The sequence below is a fragment of the Pirellulaceae bacterium genome, from assembly GCA_029243025.1.
In the GTDB taxonomy this organism is placed as follows: domain Bacteria; phylum Planctomycetota; class Planctomycetia; order Pirellulales; family Pirellulaceae.
The window spans coordinates 155,589-169,446 of the sequence record JAQWSU010000055.1 but is presented as its reverse complement, the minus strand read 5'-3'; the positions used below and the strand labels follow the sequence as shown (position 1 = coordinate 169,446).

Genomic DNA, 13,858 nt, shown 5'->3' with positions numbered 1-13,858 from the left:
ATCTTTATCAGGGCGCAGGCTTAATTGTTCAGATCGGATCCCTCAAATCGACCGTTATTCCCAAAGAATCGCGAATCGCGTTAAGCAACATTTGCCGAAAGCCTGTTTGTTCAAAGTCTGAGGCAATACCTAACGACGTATAAAACACTTTCGCGGCTTGAGGTCCATAAACATTTTTCCAAGCGACTGCTTCCCAAGGGCCACCTTCAACTCGGCCATTCACCAACAGAGTTGCCTTTGCCGATGTAACCTTCCCTTGATACAGTTTACTACTTCCCCCGAGCTTCACACCCTTGAGGATTGGATCTGACTCGGCATCGGAAACAACCACCACTTCGCACTTCTCGTCTCCATAGTGACCGCTGTACTTTCCACCGAGCACTTCAGAATCGAAATCCAACCATTCACCGTGTCCTTTGGGCGCCTTGCCCTTGGTATCAAAAGGATGACTCGCGGTGCGAATCGCCACCATCGGCTTTCCCGCTTGCAAGTGTTGTCGCACGGCGTTCAGCTGCTGCAAGCTGGGAGCTCGGCGACGAACGCTCAAAAAGAGCAGATCAGCCGTAGGCAAAGAGTCCGATATTCCAGCGAAGTCATTTTTGTCAGCACCGCTGCTGGGTGCCGTGACAAATGTGGCTTGAAACCCGCGACGGGCTAGATCTTCCGTGAAAAAACGGCGCAAGCTCTGCTCCGTTTTATATTCGCGTTCACCAATCATGAACAAGATTCGTGCATTGTCGTTAGAATGCTGGGCAAACCCATTGGTAGTAAACACGGCAAGGATAGCCAGCATCAGCGTGGTTTGGCAGCAATTCAGCATGGTATCTTTCACAATCGGGGCATTCAATATCATGATTTGAAGCGTGACATGGACACAAGCGATCTATTACGCAGAATAACAAACTGAAGCTTCCGCATCGAGTAATCTTTTGACGTTTGACTTACCTTTGCCAAGATGAAGACTCCACACAAACATCGACTTTATTGACCGGCGCCAGCAGCAAATGCTACAACGGCAATTGCACAATCGGTGAGCACCTTACCCATCCCACACAAATTTTCATGAACACAATCACCCAGAAGATTACAGCCTGCAATCGCGACTGTCCCGACGCTTGCGGAATCGTCGCCACGATTGAAAACGGCCGCATCACGCGTCTACAAGGTGATCCTCAGCATCCCGTCACCCAGGGCTATCTCTGCCATCGCACAAGTCGTTTTTTAGAACGGCAATATTCCTCAGATCGCCTTCTGACTCCACTCGCCCGCGACGGGAACGATTTTCGGCCAATCTCCTGGAACGAGGCTCTCGATCAGATTGCAGAGCAAATGCTGCGATTTCGAACGGAATCCGGAGGGGCCTCGATCCTTCACTATCGTTGCGGTGGTTCACTTGGCATTATGAAGCATGTGAGTGACTACTTTTTCGAACGATTCGGTCCCGTCACCGTCAAATCGGGCGACATTTGCTCTGGGGCCGGTGAGGCGGCTCAAGCCACTGATTTTGGCCAAGTGGACAGCAACGACCTGTTTGATGTCCAACACAGCTCGACCATTGTTCTGTGGGGCAAGAATGTTTACGTCAGCAGCATTCATTTGATTCCGATTTTGCGCGAAGCTCAGCAAAACGGCACTCAAATCGTGCTCATCGATCCAGTCCATCACCAGACGAATCAAATTGCAGACCTCTACATCCAGCCTCGAGCGGGCGGGGACGCAGCATTGGCGTGTGGCGTCGCGCGTTGGTTGTTCACACAACACCTAATCGACCCGGTTTCACCGAGTTACTGCGACCACTTTGAAGCTTATCAAAACCTAGTTTTCTCAAAATCGCATCAAGATTGGTCTCAGGCAGCAGGTGTGACAGCGCGCGACTTGCAAGCCTTGAGCGAAGTCTATGCGCATAGCCCGGCAGCCATCTTACTTGGCTGGGGAATGCAAAGGCGTCGCTTCGGTGCGGCCACAGTCAGGGCCATCGATGCGTTGGCGACGGTGTCTGGCAATATCGGTATCCCCGGAGGAGGCGCCTCCTATTATTTCCAACGTCGCGGAGCTTTCGACTTTTCTTTTAGCGACCCCGACTCGGCACCACGCAAGATCCCCGAACCGCTGATCGGTCCAGGAATCCTCGCACAAACCGATCCGCCGATTCGCATGGTGTGGGTTACTGCAGCGAATCCTGTTGCCATGTTGCCAGAATCAAAAACCGTGGCTCATGCATTAGAAAGTCGAGAGCTAACCGTGGTGGTAGATTCGTTCTTAACGGATACCGCACGCCATGCTGACATCGTGTTGCCGACAACCACGATGTTAGAAGAAGATGATTTACTCGGTGCCTACGGCCACCACTGGCTCACAGCCATGAAAGCGGTGACTGATCCACCCGCTGGAGTCAAATCGGATTACGCGATCATTCAGGAACTCGCCCAACGCGTTGGTCTTGGTGATGAATTCAACCACGACGTAACCGTTTGGCAAAAACGCCTGCTGGCCCGATTGGCGGAACACGGCATCACGCTCGATCAAGTAAAGGCAGGTGCGATCAAGAACCCTCTTGCAAAATCGGTCATCTTTGCCGATCGGAAATTTGCGACACCCACAGGGAAGGTAAACTTGATTCACGAGTTACCGGAAGCATTGACTCACAACAACGGCACATCTCGGTTGACACTCGCCGCGCTCTCAACCCAGGCCACCCAGTCATCACAATCGCAGCCACACGAACAAGAGGGGCCGGCCCAGGCAACGGTGCACCCCACAGCAGCGCCCGAGTTCCAAGACGGTCAATTAGCAATTCTCGTCTCCGAACAGGGGGAGCTGACGGTCCAAATTAAATTCAACCAGCTTCAACGACCAGACGTTGTCTTGATGGACAAAGGAGGGTGGCTTCACTCGGGCCGATGTGCGAATGCATTGATCAAAGCCGAGGTCACAGACGCGGGTGGCTGTGCCGTCTATTATGACACACCGGTTACTCTAAAACCGATGGGGCAAGTTTCGGCGTCTTCCGACCAGCCCCACGAAACTCCGCGAACCTGATTAGCGAAATCGACGTTGGACGATCGAGCGAGGTCGGCATCCACTGCGGTCGACAATCCAAATATTGCGAAATTGCACAGGATTGCCGTGATCTTGCAGTTTAATTGGAAATGGTTTGGGCCCCTCTTTCCGTCCCGCGCCCGTTTTTCGCTCAAGCTCAAATTGGCTGTGGACAGCCACGCCGTTGTGCAACACGGTAATCCTGCCATTCGCGATCTTTTGGCCGTTTCCGTCGAACTGAGGCGCCTGAAAAGTAATGTCGTAAGTTTGCCAATTTAATGGTGGAAAGGCCATATTTTGATCCGGAGCCTGGTAGCGATAGAGTGCACCGCACTCGTTGAATTTCCCCTCCAATCCGAAGGAATCCAGAATCTGAACTTCGTAGCGACTCTGCAAATAAACGCCGCTGTTTCCACGGCCTTGGCCCTTCGCATGGGGCATATAGGGGACCATGAATTCGATGTGAAACAGAAAATCACGAAACCGAGGAATCAGCTCAGTACCGATCTGCAACAATCCGTTCTCGACCCGTGCATTCTTGAAGGCTGCCGCATCACGTCCATCAAACAAAACCTGCGCATTGGCAGGAGGTCGCAGGCCGAGCGTGCGACTACGTCGATTCATTTTTCGCAGTTGGCCCAACGCTTTGCCGGTAGGCCCCTCAACTTGGGCGTAGACACCCCGGATGTCAATCTGCAGGTCAGAGTTTTCGAATTGCAGCGAATCTCCCTTCGATTTCCCTGCAAGTTGAAACCGAGTTGTTCGATCCCACCCGTTTCCAGGCAAGCCCCCACGATAAACCATCGCAGAAAATTGGCCGGATCCGAGTGGCACCACCTGTAAACCAATCATGCCGTGCCCCGAAACACAGCCGTAATACTCACCGAGAAAGGTAAAGTCAGCGTCGGCGTGGGAGGGTGAAGTCGCTGCCTGCTTAGGGTTTTGAGCCTGGACGTTGACCGTTGCCAGCGCAGCAAACAACAAGACGATAATCATCAAGACGCGGTTACGAGCTTCCATAGACCTTTCCAATCACGATGCATTTCCAGAAGATTTCACAGCGTTGGGCCCATCATAAGCAGGTGGCCGTGCCAATTCTAGACATTCCCTGCTCCTGATTCGGCCAAGATCAAGACAACTTAACCGTATCCTCCACACGACGGGCCAATCGGGCTCATTTTCATTGGGACTGAACCGCCCGATTGTTGATCACCCCACACGCAATAATTCTATTTCGTTACAATGGGTCCAGATACAACGTAACAAGCCTGATGTCTCGCGATTCCAAATCGTCATCCTCGCAGACTCGGGCCTTTTTACCGCCCAGGATGCCGCCTCGAACCGATCTGGAGAGACCATGCACAAGCGAGTTTTTCCGCTTTTCGCCTGCTTCATCGCGACCACGTTCATGGGGAGTGACGCCACGCGAGGCGAAACGAGTGCAAATCTTAGCACATTACCCGACAAGGTCTTGTTCGAGTCCTACGCGGACAAAAATTGGGACATCTGGCAAATCAATCCGGACGGTACCGGAAGGACCAACATCACGCAGACGAACGATATCCATGAACTCTATCCCCAAGCGTCTCCGGACGGAACCAAGATCTGTTTTCTTGTCGACGAAGGGAGTGGGCGAAACACGTCAAGAAGTCTCTGGGTGATGAACCGCGATGGCTCTGAGCGCCGCAAGCTGGCCGATGGAGCAAGACATGCTTGCTGGAGTCCCGATAGTCAACAAATCGCCTTCGCGAAGCAGGAGTTTTCCAAGTTCAATATTAAAGACTACGTCACCAAATATCTCTACTTCCATCATCTTGTAGATGGACAAACAAGGGTCCATCCGAATAAAAAGATTGAGCATATTTACGTTCCGACTTGGTCAGCCAATGAAGATTGGATCATCGCGACTGTTCATGGAGGGATGGGATTTGGACACGCGATCGTTGGAATTGAAGTCAACGGTGACCGCATTGTGGACCTCAAAATATCCGGCTGTCGACCGACGCTTAGCCCCGATGGTAAGCGATTGACATGGAGCAGCAACGACCACACCGTTAACGTTGCAGACATCACTTACACGGACCAAGGACCTCAGGTCAGTAACTCGCGGATCGTCTACCATCACGACAAGATGCATCTTTATCACCCAGAATTTTCACCGGATGGTAGATTCATCACGTTCAGCTACGGTCCGGGCGGACGAGTAGCTTCAAAAGGTCCTGGTACCCACGCCGAAGTCGCCGAAATGGTGGGCGTTTGCGGCAACTGGGATATCTACATCAAAGAATTTGATCAGCCAGGAGAACCCACTCGAGTCACCCAATCCCCAGAAACGTCGAATAAGGAATCCGATTGGATTCGCACGAACTGAAGAAGGAACAACTGCATCGTGAACATTCAGGCCGTGCATCCTCGGCTCACAAGGCATCGATCGGTTTGTCTCTGTCTGTGGGCTCCCCTTTCAATGCTCACACTTGGTTGTGAGAGCCCATCGGCGTCATCTCAAAATGCCCCCTCGATCGTTGAAATCAAGAGTTCATTGGAAATTCCCATGGTGCTCTTATCCGGCGGCGAGTTCACAATGGGGAGTTCGCAAAACGAGCCTGACGAAGGACCGCCTCACCAGGTCACCGTCACGCCCTTTGCAATCGACAAGTACGAATTCACACAGGATCTGCTCACCCGTTTGCAAGAACCAGATCCCTCCCACTTTAAAGATCCCCGCCGACCCGTGGAACAAATTCGCTGGTCAGAAGCTGCCATTCTCTGCAACATCCGTTCTGAAGCCGAAGGCTTGGAACCTTGTTACAACGAATCAACATTCGCGTGCAATTTTGACGCGAACGGATACCGTTTACCGACGGAAGCTGAATGGGAATACGCAGCTCGAGCCGGAGACACTCGCGATTTATCCAGCGGACCTTCTCCGAAAATTGATTCGAAAGCCTGTTACGCCGGTAACTCCACCCAACAAACGGATCCGGTTGGAATGCGTCGAGCCAACGAATTCCAGTTACATGACATGCTGGGAAATGTTGCCGAATGGTGCAATGACATCTACGGAGCTGACTTTTATCAAGCAGCACCGTCCCACGATCCCCAAGGCCCAGACACGGGCGCAAAGCGCGTCATCCGTGGCGGATCCTGGAAGTCGAGTGCAGCCGCCTGCCGGCCATCCGCTCGTGCATCAGATAATCCCGGAATTGACGATGCCTGCTTCACACGTGACACGCTTGGCTTCCGTTGCGTCCGACAACTAAATGCTGAAGAACGTCAACGCATCGGACTCCCGGCAGTCCATTAGCCCCAATCTTCATAAAACACACCGACGGGGCCAGCGGCAAGCATGCTGTTCCACACCTGGGAATTCCTTGTTTTTTTCATCGTCGTCTACGCGGTCTATTTGGCCCTGCGCCCGACGAAATTATGGCTACCGTGGCTTCTCATCACCTCTTATGTGTTTTACGGTTGGTGGAATCCGCTCTACCTCATCTTGGTCGGATATTCCACGCTGCTGGACTATGCCTGCGTGATATTCATGGACCGAAGCCGAAGGCGACGACTATGGCTCATCATCAGCCTCGTCAACAATCTGGCGTTGCTGGGTTTCTTCAAGTACGCCGCGTTCATCACGGACAACATTAATCAGCTCCTGGCCTCGATAGGAATCGGCTACGCCTTGCGGGGTCCGGATGTGCTACTTCCGGTCGGCATCTCCTTCTTCACTTTTCAGTCGATGAGTTACACGATTGATTTCTACCGAGGCCAAATTGAACGCGAACGCAATTTCGTTCGTTTCGCCACCTTTGTTTCTTTTTTCCCTCAGCTAGTCGCTGGCCCCATTGAACGAGCCCGAGAGCTACTACCACAATTTAAGACAGCTCCTGCCATCACGCGAAAAAACTTAACCAACGGCATCTCCTTGTTTATTACCGGATTGTTCAAGAAGGTGGCCTTGGCCAGTTATCTTGCCAACTATGCCGATCCGATCTTTGCAAATCCATCCAACTATCAATCCGCTACACTCACCTTAGCGGTAATCGCTTTTGCTTGGCAAATTTATTTTGACTTCAGTGGCTACACGGACATGGCGCGGGGTGTCGCGCAGATGCTCGGTTTTCGTTTGATGCTCAATTTCAATCACCCCTATCTCGCAACCGGATTACGCGACTTCTGGGGACGTTGGCACATTAGTTTGTCCACTTGGTTTCGTGACTACGTGTACATTCCGCTGGGGGGTAATCGCAGGGGAGAACTCCAGATGTATCGCAACCTGTTCTTGACCATGGTCTTGTCTGGACTCTGGCACGGCGCAGCCTGGCGTTTTGTGATTTGGGGTGCGTTGCACGGGATTGGTATCCTCGTGACCCGATCTCTGGAAAAATCCCACTGGTATCGCAACAAGGTGCCAACTTTGGTCAAACAAGTCGCTGTGTTCACTTTTGTCTGCTTCGCCTGGATTTTTTTCCGAGCCGAAACGACGTCGGATGCGTTGCTAATCCTCAATCGGATCGCCACGACGGGTTGGAACCGCCCCGGTTTCCCCTTACTTTGCGGCCTCCTCGTGGTTTCCATTCTCATTTACCAAGGACTGGCCGAGCTTCACAAGTTAGACAGTCGAGTCGGTCACTGGATCCAGTTCGCCTGCTTCCTCGCCATGGTCTTGTATTTGAGCCTGGTCCCGGGCGAATCCAACAATCCGTTTATCTACTTCCAGTTCTAAAATCTCCTTTTGACAACCTGTTGAATTACCATGTCCCCATCAGATTTGGTTCAAAACGAAACTTCTCTACCGATCATCGGCCCGTGCCTTTCCGTTCGAGGGAGTCTGACCGTGATTGGATTCACCTTGACGCTCTGGCTTATCTTTCCCTGGGTTTGGGCAAACACGGACTCGTTTGTCACTCCACGTGACTATCGCACACCGATAGTACTCAGTGACGACTATTGGCAGTTTTCAGAGTTCACTCAGCAGACGAGTGCTCGAAATCAAGTGACGATCTTCGGTGACTCGGTGATTTGGGGCGAATATGTGCTGCCCAATCATTCACTGGCGGGACATTTAAATCGCTCGCAGGAACAATTGGAATTCGCCAACGGCGGCGTAAACGGCATGCATCCTCTCGCCATGGAAGGCCTGGTAAAGCATTTCGCTCAGTCCGTGCAATCGAGTCCGGTGCTTCTTCATTGTAACTTACTGTGGTTAAGTTCACCTGATCGTGACCTTCGTACAACCAAGGAACTACCCTTCAACCATCCCACGTTGGTACCGCAATTCGATCCTTGGATCCCTTGTTACCACGCAACGATTTCTGACCGACTCGGAAATCTTGTCTTCCAGCGTTCTTCGTTACGACAACTCGTCCGACATCAACGATCGATCTATTTCTCTGGCCTCACCTATCCTACCTGGAGCCTCCAGCGAGGTCGTTTACGACGAGCAGGCACTCCCGTACCGCCTCAGACAATTACCTCACGACTTCCACAAAACAAATTGCGACACCAACCAATTCCCTGGACCGAACGTGGTATATCTCGCCAATCCTATCCTTGGGTTGACTTAAACGATTCACTTCAATGGGAAGCCTTTCAAAAAACGCTAGTCGAACTAAAATCTCGCGAATGCGATGTATTCGTTTTGGTGGGGCCGATCAACGCTCATCTTTTGGAAGCTGACAGTCAGCAACGATGGAGTCAGCTTAGGGCTTCGATATCTCGCTGGTTCAGCTCGCATCAGGTGAATCATGCGGCCCCCGACGTTTTACCATCGGTTTTGTATGGTGACGCAAGTCATCCGCTCGATGAAGGTTACCAACATCTGGCCACCGAACTGCTCGCCGATGTTGACTTCCAGGATTGGCTTAAACGCAATTCAAACGAGAACGCATCACGGGAAAAGGGCTCAAAAAAATGAATAACATCAACATTGGCATCGTCGGCTTGGGAGCCAACACCCGTTTGAGACATGTACCTGGGCTGCGGGCCTGTCAGTATGTAACCCTTCACGGTGTTTGCAATCGCACACCAGAATCGACGTCCGCAGTCGCGGCCGAGTTTAAAATCCCGAAGCGTTACGACAACTGGCAAGCTCTTGTGCATGACAACGAAATCGACGCGGTTGTCATCGGTACTTGGCCTTACCTCCACCGTGACATCACGGTCGCCGCGCTCGACGCCGGCAAACACGTATTGTGTGAAGCACGCATGTCACGTGACTTGGCAGAAGCACATCAAATGAACGCAGCCTTTCAGCGCAACCATCAGTTGATCGCTCAAATCGTGCCCAGCCCATTCGGTTTGCAGATCCACCAAACAGTGTTACGCATGTTGAAAGCAGGGCACCTCGGCGAACTACGTGACATTATTGTCCTGGGGACGAACAGCTCAACTGCCAGAGCAGAAACTGAAATGCATTGGCGGCAGGACCTTAATCTCAACGGCCTGAACAAACTCGCAATGGGAATCTTGCACGAAACGTTGGTTCGTTGGACGCCCGATCCAACGGACGTCTTTGCCACGGCACGTACTTTCACCAAACAACGATTCGACCCCAATCTAGGTCGGAGCACCGACGTACGATCACCCGACAGTCTGAATATTCTCACCACACTTCCCAACGGTGCCAGTGCCACTTACCATCTGAATAGTGCCACGTATCACGGCCCCGCACCTCAAATCCAGCTGTACGGAAGCCAAGGGACTCTACACTGCCTGTTCGGCCCGGAGGATAAACTACTCGCAGCCAATGCCACCGATTCGGTGCTTCAACCAATCGCCATCCCACCGGAAGAACAGGGAGACTGGCGAGTGGAAGAGGAATTCATTAATGCGATTCGGGGTAAAGAACGGGTCCAATTCACCGATTTTTCTACCGGTGTTCGGTACATGGCTTTTGCACATGCCGTAGAAACGAGCATCGTCACCGCTCAACCATGTAAAGTAATACTCGATTGAAGCTCGATTTCACCGAGCTTCAAACGCAAAACCCTCGTCGGTGTCGTCCGCGTCAATCTCCCGCTCGCGAGCGAACGATGGGTGGCTAACCGCTAAAATGAATTCACACGACCCTTACTCGGCACTGCGTCTCAGGAATTACCGATTCTATTTCATCGGTAACTTCATCGCTTATTTTGGCGTTCAGATGCAAACGACCGCCGTAGGTTGGGACATTTATACCCGCACGGATTCGAAATTAGCGCTGGGACTTGCAGGGCTTGCTCAGTTCTTTCCAGTCATCGTACTGTTCCTGCTGGGCGGACATGTGGCCGACCGTTTCAATCGCAAATGGGTTGTCGCCTGCGCGGTCTCGCTAATAGCCATTGCTTCCATGGGGCTTGCGCTGATCTCTTACTATCAGTTAGACACCCGCCTCATTTTCGGTTGCCTTTTCTTGATCGGTGTGGCTCGTGCATTTCAGCAACCGGCCCGTGCGGCCCTCTTGCCGCTGATTGTACCGAGTGAAGAATTCAACAACGCCGTAACTTGGAATAGCACTGGATTCCATATGGCATCCGTCTTAGGACCAGCCGCTGGTGGTTTCTTCATTAAATGGTTTCATGGTCCGACTTGGGTATACATCTTTGATGTGGTCGCTGCGGCTACCTTCGTGGTTCTGTTGACGATGTTGCGTCTTTATAAAAAGCAAGTCACTCAGCGAAATCTGACCCTGCAAGAACTGGCAGCTGGATTCCAGTTCATTCGTCGTCAACAGGTCGTGCTGGGCGCCCTATTACTCGACCTATTTGCCGTCTTATTAGGAGGCGCGGTAACTTTACTTCCCGTGTTTGCCGAAGACATTTTAAAGACGGGGCCAGAGGGGCTAGGCTGGTTGCGAGCGGCTCCCGCCGCGGGCGCTTTAATGATGGCAATCATCATTGCACATCGACCACCGCTCAGGCGCACTGGCATCGTTTTACTCTGGGCAGTCATTGGCTTTGGTGCCGCCACCATTGTCTTTGGATTGTCGAAAATCATGTGGCTCTCGCTACTGATGCTTTTTCTCACCGGCGCTTTTGACAACATCAGTGTGGTGATCCGTCACACTCTCGTTCAAACTTTGACGCCCGACGAATTACGGGGTCGTGTATCGGCGGTGAACAGCGTTTTCATCGGAGCCTCAAATGAGTTGGGCGGTTTCGAATCGGGAGTCGTCGCTCATTGGTTCGGCCCTGTGGTCTCCGTTGTCAGCGGCGGCATTGGAACGATCGTTGTCGTCGCGCTGACCGCCTTATCGCTTCCGACACTGCGAAAGTTTGATCGCCTTGACGGAGGCCCTCAGGACAAATAAGGCCTTAAAGCAGATGCCAATCGAACCCAAAACCCTCTGCAACTATGAAAAATTAAGATCAGCAGCACACGACAGTCAAGGCTGCTCGGGAGCCAGAGGGCGCTTTTGGCCCAGGAGGATGCCAGGAGGATTTTTGACCGCTGCGCAGAACGTGCTGACCTGACGAATGGTTGTCAGAACAGGTGAAGATCCTACAATGTCCCTCGCTTACGGCGTGTTCTCACGGCACACGCCGCGTCCTACACACTTCCTCGACGCCAGCGGAATTCTTTCATGTCAGAAAACTACGATGCGGTCCTCTTTGTCTCGTTCGGTGGTCCCGAGGGTCAGGCCGATGTGATGCCATTTCTGGAAAACGTCCTGAGAGGTCGAAACGTCCCGCACGAGCGGATGCTGGAAGTCGCAGAGCACTACAAGCAGTTTGATGGCGTCAGCCCCATCAATAGTCAAAACCGCGCATTGATTGAGGCATTAACGCGAGAACTCAAACAACACGGTCCCGAGCTACCCATCTACTGGGGTAATCGGAATTGGCACCCTATGCTCGGCGACACACTCCAACAAATGACGAATGATGGTGTGAAACGAGCTTTAGCTTTTGTTACATCTGCCTACAGCTGCTACTCCGGATGCCGTCAGTATCGAGAAGACATCCTGAAGGCTCAGGAAAGCGTGAAGGGAACCGTCCCCGTCGTTGACAAAATCCGTGTTTTTTACAATCATCCCGCCTACGTGGAAACCATGGCCGAACGAGTTTCGGATGCGATGGCGCGATTCCCCGCCGAGCATCGTGCGCAGATCAAGCTGCTTTTCACCGCACACAGCATCCCGATGGCGATGTCAGATGGAAGTCGCTACGTCGACCAACTACAAGAAAGTTGTCAATTAGTCAGCGAACAACTCCAGCACTCAGACTGGGAACTCGTTTATCAAAGTCGTAGCGGTCCGCCCCATCAACCATGGCTCGAACCGGACATCTGCGATCACCTTCAACAACTTCACGAAGATCAAGCTGCCAGGAATATCATAATCGTACCGATCGGCTTTATCTCTGACCACATGGAAGTTTTGTTCGACCTGGACACCGAGGCACAGCAGCTATGCGATCAATTGGGCATGAATCTCGTGCGAGCTGCCACGGCGGGAACCCACCCCAAATTTGTATCAATGATTCGTGAATTGATCGCAGAACGACTGGACGATGGCCTGGAACGCCGTTTTCTCGGCACAGACGGTCCGAGCCACGACGTTTGTCCCCTCGATTGCTGTCCATCCGGCCGACCGGCCAGACGGCCTACTGCCTGAATCTGCCAGGAAGTTGAGCGAATCGCTATTCGAGCGATATAATTAAGAGAACCGCCAGCCGCGTTGGTCGGCTCCACTCATTTTTCTCATCTCTCCAAACGAAGAGGCAACCAACATGCCACAGGCAGTCGTGGACCCTGATGAGTTGCGCCAGTTCGCACGGAAACTCAAAAAGTTCAATAGCGATCTTCGCGATCGCTTGGCATCCTTAAACGGCGACATGTCTGCCTTGGCATCGACGTGGCGTGACCAGGAACACAAACGATTCACAGAACAGTTCGACGAGCATATCAAAATGATCGGGCGGTTCTTGGAGGTGTCGGATCGACACGTACCCTATTTGGCTCGAAAAGCAGATCAGATTGACGAGTACTTACAGTCCTGACCGAGCGAAACTATGAACCGCCAAGTCGACGTTTCATCGATCGATAGTTTGCGCCGTTTCCAAGCTTCCCTGCAAGGCTATGGAGAAACGGTCCAAGACATCGTCGCTGTGATGCAACACGAAGTCCATCGGGCCGTCGAATGGTTCGAGCAAGACCGCACGTCCTACTGGCCCGCTGAAGTCCGCAAAGCAAGCAACCGGTTAAATGAGGCCAAAAATCAGCTTGCCATGAAGCAACTGAAGATCGATGGTTCTCATTCACCATCCTGTTATGAAGAGAAAAAAGCGGTCGAAGTGGCTCGTAACCGACTCCGCTACGCCGAAGATCGCATCCAAAAAACCCGCCATTGGCTACGAGTGGTCAAACAGGAAGTTGATGAATTTCGAGGATTACTCTCCAAAATGCAAAGTCTCTCGGATTACGACATTCCCAAGGCAGCGGCTTCACTGAATCGCATGGCTGAAGCTCTGGACAAATATGCCAAGCAGAGATCGGTAAGTCAGGGTGATAAAGCAGCTCGCGTTCGGTCGGATTCTTCGGCAAAACAACCCAACAATTTGAAAGAAGGATAAATGTCAGTCTGTGATTTAAGCAGTGGCACGGGTCGGTTACAGAAGGCAACCCGCGAATTAGTGCAGCAGTGGGAACAGACGGGTGAGCAATGGAATGATAAGACAAGGCAGGAATTCGAGAAGCGACATTTGCAACCGATCAGCCCAAGCGTGCGGCTCCTCCTAGCCCACGCCGCCGAACTGATGGACACTCTGCAAAAGGCAGAACGCGATTGTCGTGATGAGATGGAGTTAGAACGATAGTACGGCAGGATCAATTTGACCCCAGA

General features: G+C 52.2%; 13 protein-coding genes. 11 read left to right on the top strand and 2 right to left on the bottom strand.

The annotated features are described in order from the left end of the window. Positions 1-28 precede the first annotated feature (28 nt). Positions 29-820: a ThuA domain-containing protein gene (locus tag P8N76_27190; protein ID MDG2385386.1), complete on the bottom strand. Its 792-nt coding sequence runs from the start codon at positions 818-820 to the stop codon at positions 29-31. Between the two features lie 242 nt (positions 821-1,062). On the opposite strand from P8N76_27190, the gene P8N76_27185 reads away from it, so the two are divergent. Continuing rightward, positions 1,063-3,039, top strand: coding sequence for a molybdopterin-dependent oxidoreductase (locus P8N76_27185; GenBank protein ID MDG2385385.1), 1,977 nt, complete (start codon positions 1,063-1,065; stop codon positions 3,037-3,039). On the opposite strand, the gene P8N76_27180 is transcribed toward P8N76_27185, so the two are convergent. Further along, on the bottom strand, positions 3,040-4,059 hold the full coding sequence (locus P8N76_27180) for a DUF1080 domain-containing protein (GenBank protein ID MDG2385384.1): 1,020 nt from the start codon (positions 4,057-4,059) through the stop codon (positions 3,040-3,042). 337 nt (positions 4,060-4,396) lie between these two features. Between P8N76_27180 and P8N76_27175 the strand changes: the two genes are divergently transcribed. The 10 genes from P8N76_27175 to P8N76_27130 all read left to right on the top strand — a co-directional run bounded on the left by P8N76_27175 (position 4,397) and on the right by P8N76_27130 (position 13,832). After that, positions 4,397-5,410, top strand: coding sequence for a hypothetical protein (locus tag P8N76_27175; protein ID MDG2385383.1), 1,014 nt, complete (start codon positions 4,397-4,399; stop codon positions 5,408-5,410). Between the two features lie 180 nt (positions 5,411-5,590). Continuing rightward, positions 5,591-6,343, top strand: coding sequence for an SUMF1/EgtB/PvdO family nonheme iron enzyme (locus tag P8N76_27170; protein MDG2385382.1), 753 nt, complete (start codon positions 5,591-5,593; stop codon positions 6,341-6,343). Positions 6,344-6,385: 42 nt separating this feature from the next. After that, entirely contained in the window at positions 6,386-7,762 is a 1,377-nt protein-coding gene (locus tag P8N76_27165; protein MDG2385381.1) for an MBOAT family protein, read from the top strand. A 111-nt stretch (positions 7,763-7,873) separates the two neighbouring features. Next, the gene (locus P8N76_27160; protein ID MDG2385380.1) at positions 7,874-8,953 is read left to right on the top strand and encodes a hypothetical protein; all 1,080 of its coding nucleotides are present in this window, start codon (positions 7,874-7,876) and stop codon (positions 8,951-8,953) included. Continuing rightward, positions 8,950-9,993, top strand: coding sequence for a Gfo/Idh/MocA family oxidoreductase (locus P8N76_27155; protein MDG2385379.1), 1,044 nt, complete (start codon positions 8,950-8,952; stop codon positions 9,991-9,993). Before P8N76_27160 ends, P8N76_27155 begins: the two co-directional genes overlap by 4 nt. A gap of 97 nt (positions 9,994-10,090) precedes the next feature. Further along, a complete protein-coding gene (locus P8N76_27150) occupies positions 10,091-11,326 on the top strand; it encodes an MFS transporter (GenBank protein MDG2385378.1) in 1,236 nt (411 codons plus the stop codon). A gap of 273 nt (positions 11,327-11,599) precedes the next feature. Further along, on the top strand, positions 11,600-12,631 hold the full coding sequence (locus tag P8N76_27145) for a ferrochelatase (protein MDG2385377.1): 1,032 nt from the start codon (positions 11,600-11,602) through the stop codon (positions 12,629-12,631). A 115-nt stretch (positions 12,632-12,746) separates the two neighbouring features. Continuing rightward, entirely contained in the window at positions 12,747-13,016 is a 270-nt protein-coding gene (locus tag P8N76_27140; GenBank protein MDG2385376.1) for a WXG100 family type VII secretion target, read from the top strand. 12 nt (positions 13,017-13,028) lie between these two features. Further along, on the top strand, positions 13,029-13,589 hold the full coding sequence (locus P8N76_27135) for a hypothetical protein (protein MDG2385375.1): 561 nt from the start codon (positions 13,029-13,031) through the stop codon (positions 13,587-13,589). Next, positions 13,590-13,832, top strand: coding sequence for a hypothetical protein (locus P8N76_27130; protein ID MDG2385374.1), 243 nt, complete (start codon positions 13,590-13,592; stop codon positions 13,830-13,832). The last annotated feature ends 26 nt before the right edge of the window (positions 13,833-13,858 follow it).